14 protein-coding genes and 1 other RNA gene are annotated in these 16,908 nt (G+C 74.8%); all 15 read right to left on the bottom strand.

Going from position 1 to position 16,908, the window contains the following annotated elements; translation table 11 throughout:
* Nucleotides 1–7: 7 nt before the first annotated feature.
* The 15 genes from murC to LPC08_RS15415 all read right to left on the bottom strand — a co-directional run bounded on the left by murC (nucleotide 8) and on the right by LPC08_RS15415 (nucleotide 16,749).
* Nucleotides 8–1,450 carry a UDP-N-acetylmuramate--L-alanine ligase gene (gene murC / locus LPC08_RS15485; RefSeq protein ID WP_230449132.1) on the bottom strand — a complete coding sequence of 481 codons (1,443 nt, stop codon included), beginning with the start codon at nucleotides 1,448–1,450 and terminating at the stop codon, nucleotides 8–10.
* Nucleotides 1,450–2,595: an undecaprenyldiphospho-muramoylpentapeptide beta-N-acetylglucosaminyltransferase gene (gene murG, locus LPC08_RS15480; RefSeq protein WP_230449131.1), complete on the bottom strand. Its 1,146-nt coding sequence runs from the start codon at nucleotides 2,593–2,595 to the stop codon at nucleotides 1,450–1,452. Before murG ends, murC begins: the two co-directional genes overlap by 1 nt.
* Entirely contained in the window at nucleotides 2,592–3,728 is a 1,137-nt protein-coding gene (locus LPC08_RS15475; protein WP_230453094.1) for an FtsW/RodA/SpoVE family cell cycle protein, read from the bottom strand. The genes murG and LPC08_RS15475 overlap by 4 nt, the downstream gene beginning before the upstream one ends.
* Nucleotides 3,725–5,095, bottom strand: coding sequence for a UDP-N-acetylmuramoyl-L-alanine--D-glutamate ligase (gene murD, locus LPC08_RS15470; RefSeq protein ID WP_230449130.1), 1,371 nt, complete (start codon nucleotides 5,093–5,095; stop codon nucleotides 3,725–3,727). The genes LPC08_RS15475 and murD overlap by 4 nt, the downstream gene beginning before the upstream one ends.
* Entirely contained in the window at nucleotides 5,092–6,180 is a 1,089-nt protein-coding gene (mraY, locus tag LPC08_RS15465; RefSeq protein ID WP_230449129.1) for a phospho-N-acetylmuramoyl-pentapeptide-transferase, read from the bottom strand. Before mraY ends, murD begins: the two co-directional genes overlap by 4 nt.
* Nucleotides 6,177–7,559, bottom strand: coding sequence for a UDP-N-acetylmuramoyl-tripeptide--D-alanyl-D-alanine ligase (gene murF, locus LPC08_RS15460; protein WP_230449128.1), 1,383 nt, complete (start codon nucleotides 7,557–7,559; stop codon nucleotides 6,177–6,179). Before murF ends, mraY begins: the two co-directional genes overlap by 4 nt.
* Nucleotides 7,556–9,034 carry a UDP-N-acetylmuramoyl-L-alanyl-D-glutamate--2,6-diaminopimelate ligase gene (locus LPC08_RS15455; protein ID WP_230449127.1) on the bottom strand — a complete coding sequence of 493 codons (1,479 nt, stop codon included), beginning with the start codon at nucleotides 9,032–9,034 and terminating at the stop codon, nucleotides 7,556–7,558. Before LPC08_RS15455 ends, murF begins: the two co-directional genes overlap by 4 nt.
* Before the next feature lie 4 nt (nucleotides 9,035–9,038).
* Nucleotides 9,039–11,081 (bottom strand): peptidoglycan D,D-transpeptidase FtsI family protein, encoded by a 2,043-nt coding sequence (locus tag LPC08_RS15450; protein WP_230449126.1) that lies wholly within the window; start codon nucleotides 11,079–11,081, stop codon nucleotides 9,039–9,041.
* Entirely contained in the window at nucleotides 11,078–12,025 is a 948-nt protein-coding gene (ftsL, locus tag LPC08_RS15445; protein WP_230449125.1) for a cell division protein FtsL, read from the bottom strand. The genes LPC08_RS15450 and ftsL overlap by 4 nt, the downstream gene beginning before the upstream one ends.
* Nucleotides 12,022–13,002 carry a 16S rRNA (cytosine(1402)-N(4))-methyltransferase RsmH gene (gene rsmH, locus LPC08_RS15440; RefSeq protein WP_370643247.1) on the bottom strand — a complete coding sequence of 327 codons (981 nt, stop codon included), beginning with the start codon at nucleotides 13,000–13,002 and terminating at the stop codon, nucleotides 12,022–12,024. The genes ftsL and rsmH overlap by 4 nt, the downstream gene beginning before the upstream one ends.
* Complete coding sequence (locus LPC08_RS15435) at nucleotides 12,999–13,445, bottom strand: division/cell wall cluster transcriptional repressor MraZ (protein ID WP_230449124.1); 447 nt, start codon at nucleotides 13,443–13,445, stop codon at nucleotides 12,999–13,001. Before LPC08_RS15435 ends, rsmH begins: the two co-directional genes overlap by 4 nt.
* A gap of 340 nt (nucleotides 13,446–13,785) precedes the next feature.
* Nucleotides 13,786–14,210, bottom strand: an RNA gene (rnpB, locus tag LPC08_RS15430) — RNase P RNA component class A.
* Between the two features lie 52 nt (nucleotides 14,211–14,262).
* A complete protein-coding gene (locus tag LPC08_RS15425; protein WP_230449123.1) occupies nucleotides 14,263–15,012 on the bottom strand; it encodes an N-acetylmuramoyl-L-alanine amidase in 750 nt (249 codons plus the stop codon).
* A gap of 31 nt (nucleotides 15,013–15,043) precedes the next feature.
* Nucleotides 15,044–15,805: a TerB family tellurite resistance protein gene (locus LPC08_RS15420; protein WP_230449122.1), complete on the bottom strand. Its 762-nt coding sequence runs from the start codon at nucleotides 15,803–15,805 to the stop codon at nucleotides 15,044–15,046.
* A gap of 215 nt (nucleotides 15,806–16,020) precedes the next feature.
* The gene (locus LPC08_RS15415; RefSeq protein ID WP_230449121.1) at nucleotides 16,021–16,749 is read right to left on the bottom strand and encodes a glutathione S-transferase; all 729 of its coding nucleotides are present in this window, start codon (nucleotides 16,747–16,749) and stop codon (nucleotides 16,021–16,023) included.
* Nucleotides 16,750–16,908: the final 159 nt, after the last annotated feature.

Below are 16,908 nucleotides of genomic sequence, written 5' to 3'. Positions count from 1 at the left end.
CGGCGGCTCAGCTCCCGACCGCGAGGCGGCGCGGGCCGGACTTCGCCTGGAGGGCGGCGAGCTGCTCCGGCAGGGCATGCGCCCAGCCGGTGATGGAGCCCGCGCCGAGGCAGACCACGTAATCCCCCGGCCGGGCGATGGCGTGCACCATCTCCGCGAGGCTGTCCGGGCCGGGCAGGGGGACGACGCTGCGGTGGCCATGGGCGCGCAGCCCCTCCACCAGCCCGTCCTTGTCCATGCCCTCGATCGGCGCCTCGCCGGCCGCATAGACGTCGGCCACGATCACCGTGCCCGCGTCGTTCATGCACTTGCAGAACTCGTCGAACAGGCTTTCCAGCCGGGTGAAGCGGTGCGGCTGCACCACCGCCACCACGTCCCGCGCGCCCGCCTGCCGCGCCGCCTTCAGCACGGCGGCGATCTCCACCGGATGGTGCCCGTAATCGTCGATCACCTGGATGCCGCCCGCCTCGCCCACCCGGGTGAAGCGGCGCTTGACGCCCTTGAAGCCGGCCAGCGCGGAGCGGATCGTCTCCTCCGGCACCTCCATCTCCACGCCGATGGCGATGGCGGCCAGGGCGTTCTGCACGTTGTGCTGGCCCAGCATCGGCAGGCGGAAGGGCTTGAGCTGGCGGGTGCGCTTGTTCAGCCGGTCCTGCACCACGACCTCGAAGGTCGCGCCCATGCGGTCGGTGATGACCCGCTCCGCCCGCACATCCGCCTGGGGGGAGAAGCCGTAGGTCACGATGCGCCGGTCGGACAGGCGCGGGATCATCGCCTGCACGTCCGGATGGTCGGCACAGAGCACGGCGAAGCCGTAGAAGGGGATGTTGCCGACGAACTGGGCATAGCCCTCGCGCATCGCATCGCCCGTGCCCCAGTGGTCCAGGTGCTCCGGGTCCATGTTGGTCACCACCGCGACCACCGCCGGCAGCTTGAGGAAGGAGCCGTCGCTCTCATCCGCCTCCACCACCATCCAGTCGCCCTCGCCGAGCCGGGTGTTGGTGCCATAGGCGTTGATGATGCCGCCGTTGATGACGGTGGGATCGAACTTCGCCGCCTCCAGCACCGCGGCGACCAGGCTGGTGGTGGTGGTCTTGCCGTGCGTGCCACCGATGGCGACGGACCACTTCAGCCGCATCAGCTCGGCCAGCATCTCCGCGCGCCGCACCACCGGCAGCAGCCGGGCGCGGGCGGCGGCCAGCTCCGGGTTGTCGCGCTTGATGGCGGAGGAGACGACGACGACCGCCGCCTGTCCCAGATTCTCCGCATCGTGGCCGATGGCGACATGGACGCCGGCCTTGCGCAGGCGGGCGATGTTGGTGCCCTCGGCCACGTCGCTGCCCTGAACCTGGTAGCCCAGGTTGTGCAGCACCTCGGCGATGCCGGACATGCCGATGCCGCCGATGCCGACGAAGTGGATGGGACCGATGTTGAGCGGCAGGGCACGCATCAGGCGGCCTCCCCCTGAAGGTGTGACTGCGAGAGGCGGGACCGGGCCAGCGCCTGCACCCGGTCGGCCAGCCGCATGGCGGCGTCGGGGCGGGCGAGGGAGGCGGCGGCCGAGGCGGCGCGAAGCAGCAGCACGGGCTCCTGCAGCCGTTCGGCCAGCGCCTCGGCGAGGGCCGCCGGGGTGAAGGAGGGCTGCGGCATCACCAGCGCCCCGCCGGCCCGGGCGAGGGCGGCGGCATTGGCGCTCTGGTGATCGTCGATGGCGTGCGGCAGCGGCACCAGGATGGCCGGCCGGCCGGCACAGGCGATCTCCGCCACGCTCGACGCCCCGGCGCGCGAGACCACCAGATGGGCCGCGGCATAGAGCGCGGCGACGTCCGTGAAGAAGGGCGAGAGCTCCGCCGCGACGCCGGTCGCGTCATAGGCGGCGCGGGTGCGCTCCAGATCCTCGGCGCGGCACTGCTGCGTGACCGAGAGCCGGGCCCGCAGCTCCGCCGGCAGGGCGGCGACGGCCGCCGGCACCACGTCGGCGAAGACCCGGGCGCCGAGGCTGCCGCCCAGCACCAGAAGCCGGAAGGATTCGGCCGGGGCGGTGTAGATGGCGCGGGAGAGCTCGGCCAGCGCCGGGCGGACGGGGTTGCCCACCACCTCGGTCGCCACCTGCTCGGGCACGCGCGCCGTGCCGGCGAAGCCCAGCGCCAGCAGGTCCACCCGGTCCGCCAGGAAGCGGTTCGCCCGGCCCAGCACCGCGTTCTGCTCGTGCAGCAGCAGCGCCGGCCGGCGGGCGGCGGGCAGGCTGCGCGCGGCCAGGATCGGCGGCACGCAGGGGTAGCCGCCGAATCCCACCACGGCGGCCGGATGCAGCTCGGCCAGCAGGGCACGGGCGCGCCAGGTTCCCCGGGCCAGGGCCAGGGCGCCCCTGGCCGCCCGCAGCACCCCGCGCCCCGCCAGCCCGGCGCCGGGCAGCACGAAGCGCTCGGCCCCCGCGAAGGCGGCCGAGCGCAGCGCGCCGGAGCGCGCATCGGTCATCAGCACCACGCGCTCGCCGCGCGACACCAGCGCCGCGGCCAGCGCCTCGGCCGGGAAGACGTGGCCGCCGGTGCCCCCGGCGGCGATGACGTAGGGTCGGACGGCCGGTCCCCTCATGCGGTCTCCTCCATCCGCCCCATCCGCCGCCGGGTCAGGGCGAGGAGCATGCCCATCCCCATGGCGATGGCGATCACCGAGGAGCCGCCATAGGAGACGAAGGGCAGGGTCATGCCCTTGGTGGGGATCAGGTGCAGCGAGGAGGCCATGTTGATGAAGGCCTGCAGCCCGAACTGGGTCAGCAGCCCGGCCGAGGCCAGGACGATGAACATGTCCGTCTCGGCCAGCAGCTTCAGCAGCCCGCGCACCACGATGAAGACGAAGACGGCGATCAGCGCCAGGCAGAGCACCATGCCGAACTCCTCGCCCATCACGGCGAAGACGAAGTCGGCATGGGCGTCGGGCAGCACCGTCTTGATCCGCCCCTCGCCCGGGCCGACGCCCAGCAGCCCGCCATTGCCGAAGGCCTCCAGCGCCACGTCCACCTGGTAGCTGTCGCCCGAGGCGGGGTCGAGGAAGCGCTCCACGCGGGAGCGGACGTGGGGGAGGGTGATGTAGGCGCCGATCGCCCCCAGCACGCCCAGCCCCGCGAGGCCGCCGACCAGGATCATGTTCAGCCCGTTGACGAAGAGCTGCGCCAGGAAGACCGCGGTCACCACCAGCAGCATGCCGATGTCCGGCTGGCTCTTCAGCAGCACCCCGATCACCGCCCAGAGCCCGATCGCCGCCCCCCAGCCGAAGACCTTCGCCCCGAAGGGGCCGCGCGCCTCGCTCAGCAGCTTCGCCGCCACCACCGCGAAGCAGGGCTTGAGGAACTCCGAGGGCTGCAGCGACATGCCGGGGACGGAGATCCAGCGCCGGGCGCCCTTGACCTCCGCCCCCACCACCAGCGTCGCCGCGGTCAGCAGCAGCCCGACGGCGCAGCCGAGCAGCGCCAGGCGCCAGATCTGCCGCGGCGAGAGCAGCGAGACGAGGACCATCACCAGGGTGGCGGCGCCGAGATAGAAGATCTGGCGCGCGAAGAACATGTTGCGCGAGGAGGCGCCAATGCGCTCCGCCACCGCCGGGGAGGCCGCGAGCATCATCATGTAGCCGCAGAAGACGAGGACCAGCAGCGCCCCCAGGGTCCAGCGGTCCACCGTCCACCACCAGCGCCCCAGAACCGAGGAATCCGCGCGCGAGAGCGCCATCAGCCCGCCTCCCCCTGATCCGGCAGAGATCGCACCAGGGCGCGGAAGGCATCGCCCCGCGCCTCGAAGCCGGTGAACTGGTCGAAGGAGGCGGCCGAGGGGCTGAGCAGCACCACCGGCGCCCCCGCCTGCCGCGCCGCGGCCAGTGCCGCGGGCACCGCCGCCGCCAGCGTGCCGACCGTCTCGTTGGCCACCCCGGCGGCATCCAGGGTCGCGGCGAAGTCCGGGGCGCAGCGGCCGATCAGGACCGCCTTCGCGACATGGCCGAAGAGAGGGACCAGCGGCTCGATCCCGCCCTCCTTCGGCACGCCGCCGGCGATCCAGACGACCTTCGGCCAGGTGGCCAGCGCCCAACGGGTGCTGTCGGCATTGGTGGCCTTGCTGTCGTTGATCCACAGCACGCCGCCCGCCTCGCCCACCCGCTCCTGCCGGTGCGGCAGGCCGGGGAAGGAGCGCAGCCCGGCCGCGGCCTCCTCCCGCGACAGGCCGAGCGCCAGGGCCAGCGCCACGGCGGCGGCGGCGTTCTGGGCATTGTGCTCGCCGGCCAGGGCAGGGGCCCCGGCGAGGTCCAGGATCGGGCCGGCCTCGTCCTGCAGCAGCCCGGCCTCGGCCCAGACGCCGTGGCGCTGCCGCCGCTGGCCGGAGATGCGGACCAGCCTCCCCTGGGTCCAGGGCTCCAGCGAGCGCGAGGCGGTGTCGTCCATGCCCAGGACGGAGACCTCCACGCCGCGGAAGATCCGCGCCTTGGTGGCGACGTAGCCCTCGAAGCCGCCATGCCGGTCCAGGTGGTCGGGGCTGAGGTTGAGCATCGCCGCCATGTCGAAGCGCCCCGTCTCCAGCCGGTCCAGGCTGTAGGAGGACATCTCCAGCACCATCGTCCCCTCGGCGATCAGCGGCAGGGACAGCGCGGCGGGGCCCAGGTTGCCCCCCACCTCCGCCGGGCGCCCGGCGGCGGCCAGCAGGTGGTGCAGCAGCGCCGTGGTGGTGGACTTGCCGTTGGTGCCGGTGATGCCGACCACCTTCGCCTTCGAGCCGGAGGCGCGCAGCGCGAGCAGCAGGAACTCCACGTCGCACAGCACGGGCGCCTTCGCCGCCGCCGCCCGCGCCGCCGCCGGGTGGGGCTTGGGCAGCCGGTGCGGGATGCCGGGGGAGAGCAGCAGCGCGTCGTAGGGGAAGGCCTCGGCGCCCACGTCGCGCACCGACAGGCCGGCGGCCGCGGCCTCGGCCCGGCGCGGCTCGGCATCGTCCCAGGCGATGACCTCCGCGCCCCACTCCCGCAGGCGCAGCGCGGCCGGCAGCCCGGCCTTGCCCAGCCCGACCACGGCGACGCGCCGGCCCTCGAAGGGCAGGAAGGGGGCGGCGCCGCTCATCGGATCTTCAGCGTCGAGAGCCCGACCAGGGCCAGCACCATCGCCACGATCCAGAAGCGGATCACGATGGTCGGCTCCGACCAGCCCTTCTTCTCGTAGTGGTGGTGCAGCGGCGCCATCAGGAAGACGCGGCGGCCGGTGCGCTTGAACCAGAAGACCTGGATGATGACGGAGACCGTCTCCACCACGAAGAGCCCGCCGACGATGGCCAGCACCACCTCGTGCTTGGTCGCGACCGCCGTGGCGCCCAGCGCGCCACCCAGGGCGAGGCTGCCGGTATCCCCCATGAAGACCGCCGCAGGCGGCGCATTGAACCACAGGAAGCCAAGGCCCGCCCCCACCAGCGCTGCCAGGAAGACCGACAATTCGCCTGTTCCGGGGACATAATGCAACTGCAGGTAGTCAGCGAACACCCTGTTGCCGACGAGATAGGCAATCAGCGCGAAGACGCCGGCCGCGATCATCACCGGCACGATGGCCAGCCCGTCCAGGCCGTCGGTCAGGTTCACGGCGTTGGAGGCCCCCATCATCACCAGCATGGCCACGATCGGGAAGAGCATCCCCAGCGGGACCAGCGCCTCCTTGAAGATCGGCATGGCGAGGCCCTGGCTCAGCCCGGCCGGCATCAGGGACGACAGCCAGAACGCCGCCCCCAGCCCGATCCCCGCCTGGACCAGCAGCTTCATCTTCCCCGAGACGCCCTTGGTGTTGCGCTTGGTGACCTTCAGCCAGTCGTCCCAGAAGCCCAGCGCGCCATAGCCCAGGGTCACCGTCAGCACCGCCCAGACGATCCCCGAGCGCAGGTCGGCCCAGAGCAGGGTGGACAGGCCCAGCCCCAGCAGGATCAGCACCCCACCCATGGTGGGGGTGCCCTTCTTCTCGATCAGGTGGCGCTGCGGCCCGTCCGCGCGGATCGGCTGGCCCCCGTTCTGGAAGCCGCGCAGCCAGGCGATCACCCGCGGGCCCAGCAGCATGGCGACGAGGAGGGCCGTCATGCAGGCCGCCCCGGCCCGGAAGGTCGTGTAGCGGATGAGATTGAACAGGATGAACTGCTCGCCCAGCGGTGCGACCAGATTGTAGATCACGCAACCATTCCCTTCAGCGCCGCCACCACCACCGCCATGCGGCTGCCGAGCGAGCCCTTGACCATCACCGTGTCGCCGCCGCGCACCGCCCCCGCCACGATCGGTGCCAGGGCGGCGGAATCCGGGGCATGGGCGCCGCGTTTCCCTTGCGGCAGCGCCTCCATCAGCCCCCGCGTCAGCGGGCCGCAGCCATACACCACATCGGCGGCCGTCGCCGCCTCCGCGGCCAGCCCGGCATGCAGGGCTGGCCCGTGTTCGCCGAGCTCCAGCATGTCGCCCAGCACGGCCACCCGCCGTCCAGGCTGGAGCGCCAGCACCGCCAGCGCCGCCCGCACCGCGGCGGGGGAGGCGTTGTAGCTCTCGTCCAGCAGCAGCGCCTCGCCCCCGTCCGGGGTCCGCAACACCTGTCGCTGCCCGCGCCCGGCCCCGGCGGCGAAGCCCTCCAGCGCCCTGGCCACCACGGCCGGGTCGGCCCCCAGCGCCTCGGCCGCGGCCAGGGCGGCGAGCGCGTTCATCGCCATGTGCCGCCCGGGCTGGGCCAGGCGCAGGGTGAAGGGCCGGCCGTGCAGCGCGACCTCCGCCACCGAGCCTGTGGCGTCGCCGGACCAGGAGAGCAGCCGTGCCTCGGCCGCGGCCGCCTCGCCGAAGCGGATCGTCCGCGCGCCGGCCTGTCGCGCGCGCTCGGCCAGCCGGGGCGCCATCTCCCCCTCCGCCGGGATCACCGCCGCGCCGCCCGGCTCCAGCCCCGCCAGGATGTCCGCCTTCTCCTCGGCGATCGCCTCGATCGAGCCGAGGAAGCCGACATGCGCCGGCGCCACGGTGGTGATGACGGCCACATGCGGCCGGGCCATGCGGGCCAGGGGGGCGATCTCGCCCCGGGCGTTCATGCCGATCTCGACCACCGCGAAGGCCGCGTCGCGCGGCTGGCGGGCGAGGGTGAGCGGCACGCCCCAGTGGTTGTTGTAGCTCGCCACCGCCGCATGGGTCGGGCCGCAGGCCGCGAGGCCCCGGCGCAGCATCTCCTTGGTGGTGGTCTTGCCGACGCTGCCCGTCACGGCCACGACCCGGGCGGCGGAGCGGTCCCGCGCCGCCCGGCCCAGCGCCGCCAGCCCGGCCAGCGTGTCCGCCACGCGCAGCAGCGGCGCCGCCTCGGCCACCTCCGGCGGCTGGCGGTCCACCATCGCGGCGGCGGCGCCGGAATCCAGCGCGGCGGCGACGAAGTCATGCCCGTCGCGCTGGTCGCGCAGCGCCACGAACAGGTCGCCCGGCTGGAGCGTGCGCGTATCGATGGACAGGCCCGCGACCGCGACCCCCTCGGGCAGCGTCCCCCCGGTGGCCGCGCGCAGCTCCGCGGAGGTCCAGAGCGGCGGGACGGTCACGCCCCCACCCCGGCCCCGATGCCGGCGAGCCGGCGCACCACCGCCACGTCGTCGAAGGGGGTGGTCACCCCGCCGACGGTCTGGCCGCTCTCGTGTCCCTTGCCGGCCACGGCCAGCACGTCGCCCTCGCGCAGCTCGCCCAGCGCGGCGGCGATGGCGGCCTCGCGCGCGCCGGCATCCACCACCCGCGCCCCGCCCTCCCGCGCCCCGGCCATCACCGCCCTGCGGATCGCCGCCGGGTCCTCGGAGCGCGGGTTGTCGTCCGTCACCCAGGCCACGTCCGCCAGCCGCGCGGCGGCCTCGCCCATCAGCGGCCGCTTGCCCGGGTCGCGGTCGCCGCCGGCGCCGAAGACGACGTGCAGCCGCCCCCAGGGGCCGACATGCGGGCGCAGCGCGGCCAGCAGCCGCTCCAGCGCATCGGGGGTATGGGCATAGTCGACATAGGCCGCGGCCCCGTTCGGCAGGCGCGCGGCCAGCTCCATCCGGCCGCGCACGCCGGTCAGGCGCGGCAGCAGGGCGAGCGCCCGGCCGGCCGCCATCCCCGTGGCGGCGGCGAGCGCCAGCGCCATCAGCACGTTGTCCGCCTGGTAGCGGCCGGGCAGGGCGAGGCGCACCTCCTCCCGCCGGCCCCAGGCGTCCAGGGTCAGCACCTGCCCCTCCGGCAGGGCGGCATGGGAGAGCAGGCGCACCGCCTCCCCCGCCTCGCCCACGGTGGACAGGCGCAGCCCGCGCCTGGCGGCGATGGCGCGCAGCATGGCCAGCGTCGCCATGTCCATGTCCGCATTGGCCACGGCCGGCGCGCCCTCGGGCAGCACCACGTCGAACAGGCGCAGCTTGGCCGCGCGGTAGGGGTCCATCCCGCCGTGGTAGTCCAGGTGGTCGCGCGTCAGGTTGGAGAAGCCCGCCGCCGCCAGCCGCGCGCCGTCCAGCCGGCGCTGCTCCAGCCCGTGGCTCGACGCCTCCATCGCCGCATGGTCCACGCCGGCCTGGGCCAGCGCGGCGAGGCTGGCGTGCAGCGTCACCGGATCGGGCGTGGTCAGCGACGGGCCGGGCGGGAAGCCCTCCGCCCGCAGCCCCAGCGTGCCCAGCGAGGCCGCGCGCATCCCGTCCAGCGCCCAGAGCTGGCGCAGGAACTCCACCGTGCTGGTCTTGCCGTTGGTGCCGGTGACGGCGACCAGCGTCGCGGGCTGGGGGCCATGGAAGGCCGCCGCCGCCAGGGCCAGGGTCCGGCGCGGGTCGGGAACGGCGATCAGCGGCCGGGCCGGCACCCCCTCCGGCCAGGCGGTCCCCTCGGGCGCCAGCACCGCCGCCGCCCCGCGCGCCACCGCCTCGGCGATGTGCGCCCGGCCATCGGCGCGGGCCCCGGGCAGCGCGGCGAAGAGGAAGCCGGGCGCGACCTGCCGGCTGTCGGCCGTCAGGCCCCGGATGTCGGGAAGCGGGGCGCCGTCCGGGCGCGGGAGGGACAGGTCGCGCACGGGCTCATCGGGCCTCGGCGAAGGCGGGGCCTCGCGTGGCCGGGGCCGGGGCCTCGGTGACGCGCAGCGGGACCGGCGGCGGCAGGAAGCCGGGGGCAGGTGCCGGCACGGGGGCGGGTGCCGCCGGTGGCCGGGCCGCCGGGACGTGCGGGCGCGTGGGGGTGGAGGCCGGGCGGGTGGTCGCCGCCGGTGGCGTCGCATCCGCCTGGCTGGGGCGGGCGGGGGCGGCGGGCGCGGCCGCCTGGGCGGGGCGCGGGGCGCGGCCGGGCTGCAGCGGCACGGTGATGGCGGCGTTGATCGCCGGGTCGCGCGGGTCCTCCGGCACCAGCCCCAGGATCGGGGCGATGCGCGAGATCACGCTGCCGGCAGCCGGCGCCGCCACCCAGCCGGCGGTGGCATAGCCGTGGGAGCGCGCATTCGGCCGCGGCTCGTCTACCATGACGTAGATGGCGTAGCGCGGCGCGTTGATCGGGAAGGCGCCGACGAAGGCGGCGATGCGCTTGTCGGCCAGGTAGCCGCCGCGCGGGCCGGTCTTCTGCGCCGTGCCGGTCTTGCCGCCGACGAAGTAGCCGGGCACGTCCGCGCCCTTGGCCGAGCCTTCGGTGACGACCAGGCGCATCAGCTTGCGGATGTTGTCCGAGGTGGCGCGGCTGACCACCTGCCGCCCCTCGCGCTGCGCCCCCGGGGGCTGCGCCAGCAGCGTCGGCTGGCGCAGGATGCCGCCATCGGCCAGCGCCGCGACGCCGGTGACGACGTGCAGCGGCGTCACGCTGATGCCGTGGCCGAAGCCGATGGTGAAGGTGTTAATCTCCTTCCAGGCCGAGGCCGGGGGGGACAGCGTCCCCGCCGTCTCGGGCAGCTCGATCTGCAGGCGCGAGAGCATGCCCATCCGGCCCATGAACTCGCGGTGCCGGGTCGGGCCCACGGCGGCGGCCATGTGCGCGGCGCCGAGGTTGGAGGAATAGGCCAGGATCTCGGGCACCGTCAGCCAGCGGTTCTTGCCCTTGAAGTCGCTGATGGTGAAGCGGCCGTAGCGGATGGGACGGGAGGCGTCGTAGCCCCCGTTCATCGTCGTCGTCCCCGCCTCGAAGGCCATCGCCGCCGTCAGCAGCTTGAAGGTCGAGCCGGGCTCGTAGGTGCCGACGGTGACGCGGTTGAAGCGCTGCTCGGGCGCGGCGGCGCCGATGTCGTTGGCGTCGTAGTCGGGCAGGGACACCATGGCGATCACCTCGCCGGTGTTGATGTCCAGCACCACCCCCGCGCCGCCGATGCCGTTGTAGTCCGTGATCGCGGCCTGCACCGCGTCGCGCATGGCGATCTGCACGCGCACGTCGATGGACAGGCGCAGCGCGTCCTCGGGCCGCAGCCGCAGCCGCTCCTCGAAATAGCGCTCGACGCCCGAGATGCCCTCGCCGTCCACGTCCACGTTGCCGAGGATGTGCACCGCCGCCCGGCCCTGGGGGTAGTAGCGGCGCTCGGCGTTGCGGAACTCCAGCCCGGCCACGCCCAGGTCGTTCACCTGCTGCGTCTCGCGCGGCGTCAGCCCGCGCGAGATGTAGGCGAAGGAGCGGTCGCCCGAGAGGCGCTGGATCAGGCGCTCGCGGTCCAGGTTCGGCAGGATGCGGATCAGCCGGTCCGCCAGCTTCGCCGGGTCCTCGATCACCCGCGGGTTGGCGACCAGCGCGGTCACCGGCAGGGAGACGGCCAGGATCTCGCCGTTGCGGTCGGTGATGGTGCCGCGCGTCGTGCTCGCGGTGGCGTGCTGCACCGTCGCGGAGGTCCGCACGGCGATCCGCCGTGGCTCGCGCGGGTCGATCAGCGTGGCGAAGGTCAGCTTGGCGGCGACGGCGGTGAAGAGCAGGCCGAAGCCGGCGGCCGCCAGCACCAGCCGGCCACGGGAGCGCTCGAGCGCCGCGCGCCGCGCCAGGTCGGGCTGCCCGGCGCGCGGGTCGCCGGCGCGGACGGCCTGCCGGCCGCGCGGCAGCGGCGGCGCGACCGGCCGATCCGCCGGCAGGTCATCGGAGAGCGGGGGGCGGGGCGGCCTCATCGGGTGCCGTACCCGGGCGGGAGGGTGCCGGCATTGGCCGAGGAGACCGGCACCGGCGGGGCCAGGAAGCCGCGCGATCCGCCCAGGGCGGAGCCTCCCAGCGCCGAACCGCCCAGGACGGAGCCTGCCGCGCCCGAGGCCGGGGGCGGCGGGGCGGCGGTCGCGACCACGGTGCGGGCGGGGCGGTAGACTGCCGGGGCCTGCGCCACCGCGCGCGGCGGCTCCACCAGGCGCGGGCGGGCTTCGGCGACAGGCCGGGGTTCGGGCACCGGGCGGGCGGCGAGGACGCGCGGCTCGGCCTGGTGCGTTTCCGTGGGCCGGCTGTCGGCGAGGTGGCTCTCGGCCGGGCGGGGCGTCGGGCGCGGCGCCGGGGCGGCGAGCTGCGCCGGGGCCGGGCGGGCGGCGGGGCTGGGGCGGGCGGGCTCGGCCGCGGCCACCGCGGCCGGGCGGCCGGACGCGGCGGGGGGCGGGAAGGGCGCCGGCTCCGGCGGCAGCGGCAGGTCGTCATCCACCGCGGCGAGGGCCTGCGGCGGCGGGGCGGCCAGGGTCGGGTTCGCCGCGATCGCCGCGGGCGAGGGAGCGGCCGGTGCCTCGGCGGGTTCGGCGCTCGCCACCGCGGTGCGCGGCGCGAAGAGGCTCACCGGGCCGGCGAAGGCCACCGCCTGCGGCAGGCGGCGGTCGAGCTCGGCCAGGCGGATGAACTGGCCCGGCTGCATCTGCTCCAGCGGCAGATACATCTGCGCGTGGCGACGCAGGCGCTCCGGATCGTTCAGCAACTGCCATTCCGCCCGCAGCACCCCGGTGCGGGCCCGGGCCGCCTCGGTCTGGACCCGTACGTCGCGCAGTTCCTTGTCGAGCAGCGAGACGGAGTGCTTGAGCTGGTAGAGGTGCAGCCCGGCCCCCCCGGCCGCGATCAGCGTGAGCAGCGTCAGGGGGCGGATCATGCGGCGAGCCTCTCCATGGCGCGCAGCCTCGCGGAGCGGGCGCGCGGGTTGGCGGACGTCTCCGCCGCGCCGGGGCGCAGGGCGGAGCCGGTGAGCAGTCGGAAGGCCGCCGGGCGCCGATCCGGCCGCAGTGCGGCGGGATCGTGGCGCGAGGCGCTCGGGGCGCGGCCGGTGGCATCGCGCAGGAAGCGCTTCACGATCCGGTCCTCCAGCGAATGGAAGGAGACGACGACCAGCCGCCCGCCGGGGGCCAGCAGGCTGGCCGCGGCGGCCAAGCCGCGCTCCACCTCGCCCAGCTCGTCGTTCACCTTCAGGCGCAGCGCCTGGAAGGAGCGGGTGGCGCCGTCGATGCCCGAGGGGTCGCGCGGCACGGCGCCGCGCACGATCTCGGCCAGCCGCCCGGTGGTTTCGATCGGCGCCTCCGCGCGGGCGGCGACGATGGCGCGGGCGACGCGGCGGGAATGCCGCTCCTCCCCCAGCTCCCACAGGATGTCGGCCAGCTCGCGCTCGGGCAGGGTGTTGACCAGCTCGGCGGCGGAGGGGCCGGCGCGCTCCATGCGCATGTCCAGCGGCCCGTCGAAGCGGAAGGAGAAGCCGCGCTCCGGCTGGTCGATCTGGAAGGAGGAGACGCCGAGGTCGAAGACGATGCCGTCCAGCGGCGGTGCGTGCCCTTCCCCCCGGGGGCCCTCCAGCAGGGCGAGCAGGTCGCCGAAGCGGCCCTCGACCAGGTGCAGGCGGCCGGGAAAGCGCGCGGCCAGCGCCGCGCCGCGGGCGATCGCGTCGGGATCGCGGTCCACGGCCCAGACGGTGCAGGCGGCCGCCTCCAGGATGGCCGTGGTGTAGCCGCCGCCGCCGAAGGTGCCGTCCAGGTAGGCGCCGCCGTCGCGGGGCGCGAGCGTCTCCAGCACCTCGGCCAGCATCACCGGACGGTGGCCGGCCGGCACTGGGCGGATGGCCGCATCCTGGGGCGCGCTCATGCGCCGGGCCCCGCGGCGGGCCCGGCCGCGCGCCGGGCGGCGAGATCGGCCTTGTAGCGGGCGAGGGCCGCCGTCTCCCAGATGCGGAACTTCGCCCCCATGCCGACGAACTCGACCGTGTCGGTCAGCCCGGCCTTGGCGATCACCTTGGCGGAGAGGACCACGCGCCCCTCCACGTCGGGGCGCAGCGGCTCGGCATCGCTGAACAGGTCCATCAGCAGCGCGTCGTTCTCCGCCTCGAAGGGCGAGGCGGGGTTGGCGGTGGCGGCATAGGCCTCGAAGGAGGTCTGCGGCCAGCCTTCCACGCAGGGCAGGGTGTGGTGCGGGTTCAGGATGAGGTCCTGGGTGCCGAGGCGTTCCAGGGCGGCCCGGAAGGAGGCGGGAATCGAGACTCGCCCCTTCTTGTCCAGCTTGTTGGAATGGGTGCCGAGGAAGTGGGTCATGCGCCGGCAGAGCGTCCCCCTCCCCCCAGAGGTCACCGGATGCGATGGCGCCCTGGCCATCGAACCCTCTGTCCGGCCGGGCAGCGGCCGGTAGGACCCCCCGATCCCACCGGCTCGCCCGACCACCCCGTGTGCCCCTTGCCCCCCTCAGAGTTCCGGGCCTCACGGGATAAGGCGGGATATCATGGGCGGAAGAGCCACAACAAGGGAGAAGAGCAGGGTTGCGCGGGTGATCGTGACGCATCGTGACGGTGTTGCCGCAGCGCCACGCAAGCCATATCAAGGCCTTGTGCCGCATTTCTCAGGCGTGAGGCCAGGAAAACAATGCCTTAGGGGTTAAGGTGCCAGACGGCCTGTAAGCCGGGTTCTGTCAGCCCGAATGACTTCGGACCGGACGACCATTCCTCTGCGGCACGCCTTGCGGCGTGCCTGACGCGGCCAACCCGGGCGATGGGGCGGAAAAACCCCTGCGTCCGGCCGGGACTCGGCCCACGCTGATCGCCCCTATTCGGCCTTGCTCCCGGTGGGGTTTACCGTGCCGCCCCTGTCGCCAGGGGCGCGGTGCGCTCTTGCCGCACCCTTTCACCCTTGCCCACCGCCGAGTCCCGGAAACCCGGGGTCCCGGGGGCGGGCGGTCTGCTCTCTGTGGCACTGTCCCTGGGGTTTGACCCCCGCCGGCCGTTAGCCGGCACCGTCTTCCCGTGGAGCCCGGACTTTCCTCGACCCCGGGCTCTCGCCCCGGGCCGCGGCCGTCCGGCCGTCTGGCCGGCGGCATATGCGCCTCCCGGAACGGCGGGGCAAGCGCAAGGCGGCCGATTCAGCCGGCGCGGCGCGCCACATCCTCCAGCCCGTCCAGCGAGTCGCAGAGCCGGGCGACCGCCTCCAGCCGGGCCAGGGTGCCGGCATCGGCATGGCCGGTCACCGCCTCCTGGCGCCAGTGGCGCTGGAAGGCGGCCAGGGCGATGTCGGGGCGGGCGGGGTCCAGCGGGTAGCCGATGGCGCCGAGCAGCGGCAGGGCGCGGGCGGCCCCGTCCGGCACCGGCTCCAGCGAGCCGCCCGGCACGCCGTCCGGCCAGAGCCCGACGCCGTTGGCCGCCAGCCCCTCCCAGTCGAACAGCTCCCCCGGGTCGCGCTTGCGGTCCGGCGCCACGTCGGAATGGGCGACGACGTTGCGGGCGGGGATCGGCCAGCGGCCCAGGATCTCCAGGCAGAGGTCGCAGACGGCCGCCATCTGCAGCGCGGGGAAGGGGCGGTAGCCGCAGGAATGGCCGGGGTTCACCACCTCGATGCCGATGCTGCGGGCGTTCAGCAGGCTGTGGCCGCGCCAGGAGGAGATCCCGGCATGGAAGGCCCGCCGCTCCTCGGGGACCAGGCGGAAGACCGCGCCATCCTCCTCCACCACGTAGTGGGAGGAGACGCGCGCCACCGGGTCGCGCAACCGGTCGATGGCCGCCTGGCCGGTCTGCATGTCCGTGTAGTGCAGGATCAGGATGTCCACCGGGACGTCGCCGGGCCGGTCGTCCTGGTTCGGGCTGGGCAGGTCGCGGATGCGCAGCCCGCCGCTCATGGTGCCCGCCGCCCCGCGCCCGCCGTTCCGCTCACAGCCCGCGCTCCCGCTTGATCCGGTCCCAGGCGGCGTTGATCTCGGCGACCCGGCGGGTGGCGCGCTGCACCAGCTCCGCCGGCACGCCGCGCGCCGTCAGCCCGTCCGGATGGTTCTCCCGCACCAGCCGCTTCCAGGCGGCGCGGATGTCCTCGTTGCTGGCCCCGGCGGTCAGGCCGAGCGTGGAGTAGGCATCGGCCGTCCCGACGGCCGTCGTCTCGGCCCGGGCCCGTGTGCCGCGTGCGCGTTCCCAGGCGGCCGTCTCCAGCCCGAGCAGGCGGTGCACGGTGCCGAGGTAGTTCAGCTCCGCCCGGTTGGCCGGACCGTCCGCCTCGGCGATGCGGAACAGGGCGCCGAGCACCTCCTCCAGCATGCCGCGGTTGTCGGCGAAGGCCTCGCCCAGGCGCTGGGCATAGGGCTCGAAGCCTTCCATCGAATCGCGGGCGCGGTCGAAGAGCTCCGCCACCTCCTTCATGTTGGCGGGCGGGATGCGGAAATGCGTCTTGAAGGCGTCGATCTCCGCGCGCCGGACCGGCCCGTCGCACTTGGCCAGCTTGGCGGAAAGCACCACGACGCAGACGGCGAAGACCGTCTCCCGCGAGCCGATCATGGCGGCGATGCTGGCGCCGTTCGGCAGGGCGCCCTTCACCGCTCCCTCGTCGGCGGCATGGCCCAGGGAGGCGCCGAGAACCGCGCCGAACGGCCCGCCCATGGCGAAGCCGACGGCGCTGCCGATGATCTTGCCCCAGAAGCCCAAGGGAGTTCCGCGCGTCCTCATATGGCCGGCCGGCCCGGCGGGCGGCGGTGCGGCGCAGTATGGCGCGTCGGCGGCCGGGACGCGACTCTGCCGGAGCGGGCGCTGCCCCGGTGGCCGGGGCGGCCCGCCGTCCGGCTGGGACAGCGTTCTGCTCTGCAACACCGTTCCCGGAGCAGACCCACGCCTCCGGGCGCGTCTGCTCCCGGCGAGCTGCGCTAGCCGTCCAGTTCCGGGTAGTGGCGGAAGATGCCCTGCTCGTTGAAGGGAAGCCGGCGCGGGCTGTCCAGATAGGCCCGGATGCGCGGCCGCCCAGCCACGGTGGCATGCAGCGCCGCCACCTTCGGCGCCGTGGCCAGGACGCGGGCGGTCGCGACGGGGAAGGCGTGGTGCAGCCCCGCCACCACCTGGAACAGCGACAGGTCGGCATAGGTCAGGGCGCCGCCGACCAGATGCCCCGGACCGGCGGGATTGACCGAGAGCACGCGCTCCACCCAGCCGAGGAACTTGGGCAGGCGGGTCTCGCGGAAGTCCTTGGCCCGGCGGGCCGCCTCCTGCTTCTGGTCCTGGTAGTAGAGGGCGGCGGCGATGGGGTGGTGGGTGTCGTGCACCTCGCCCACCAGGTCGCAGAGGGTCAGCTGGATCTGGTGCGTCCAGATCCGGTCCGCCTCGTCCTCCGGCGCCAGGCCGTGCGTCGCCCCGAGGTAGAGCAGGATCGCGGCGGTCTGGCCGATCGTCCGCGTGCCGGTGCGGAGGAAGGGTGGCGCGAAGGGCGGGTGGGGCTCGTGCCGGTCGCGCAGCGCGGCGGCGAGGGCGGAGATGCCCTGGCCCTGGGCATCCTGGCCGCGCGCGACGTCCACATAGGGAAGGGCCGCTTCCTCCAACGCCAGGCGCACGAACTCTCCCCGTCCCGGGATCTCCGGCCAGTAGTAGAGCTCATAGGTCATCACCGGCTCCCGTCCGCCCTGCCGGTGCAGAACGCCGCCGGGGGGAGGCGGCTGCGCGGCGCCGCCCCCCCCTGGCGGGATCGGGAAGTGGCCCCGGGGCGGGTTGCCGCCGCCCGCGCCGCCGCGCATCGTGCCGCGACCCCGCGGGATCGGGTCTGC

The sequence above is a fragment of the Roseomonas sp. OT10 genome, from assembly GCF_020991085.1.
In the GTDB taxonomy this organism is placed as follows: Bacteria; Pseudomonadota; Alphaproteobacteria; order Acetobacterales; family Acetobacteraceae; genus Roseomonas; species Roseomonas cutis.
Note: the sequence above shows the minus strand (reverse complement) of the source record. Positions and strands in the feature narration are given on the sequence as shown.

What these genes read in the sequence shown, in the direction of transcription:
- murC (WP_230449132.1), bottom strand. Translation starts at nt 1,450, where the DNA reads ATGCGTGCCCTGCCGCTCAACATCGGTCCCATCCACTTCGTCGGCATC.
- murD (WP_230449130.1), bottom strand. Translation starts at nt 5,095, where the DNA reads ATGAGCGGCGCCGCCCCCTTCCTGCCCTTCGAGGGCCGGCGCGTCGCC.
- rsmH (WP_370643247.1), bottom strand. Translation starts at nt 13,002, where the DNA reads ATGAGCGCGCCCCAGGATGCGGCCATCCGCCCAGTGCCGGCCGGCCAC.
- LPC08_RS15425 (WP_230449123.1), bottom strand. Translation starts at nt 15,012, where the DNA reads ATGAGCGGCGGGCTGCGCATCCGCGACCTGCCCAGCCCGAACCAGGAC.
- LPC08_RS15435 (WP_230449124.1), bottom strand. Translation starts at nt 13,445, where the DNA reads ATGACCCACTTCCTCGGCACCCATTCCAACAAGCTGGACAAGAAGGGG.
- LPC08_RS15415 (WP_230449121.1), bottom strand. Translation starts at nt 16,749, where the DNA reads ATGACCTATGAGCTCTACTACTGGCCGGAGATCCCGGGACGGGGAGAG.
- LPC08_RS15450 (WP_230449126.1), bottom strand. Translation starts at nt 11,081, where the DNA reads ATGAGGCCGCCCCGCCCCCCGCTCTCCGATGACCTGCCGGCGGATCGG.
- murG (WP_230449131.1), bottom strand. Translation starts at nt 2,595, where the DNA reads ATGAGGGGACCGGCCGTCCGACCCTACGTCATCGCCGCCGGGGGCACC.
- ftsL (WP_230449125.1), bottom strand. Translation starts at nt 12,025, where the DNA reads ATGATCCGCCCCCTGACGCTGCTCACGCTGATCGCGGCCGGGGGGGCC.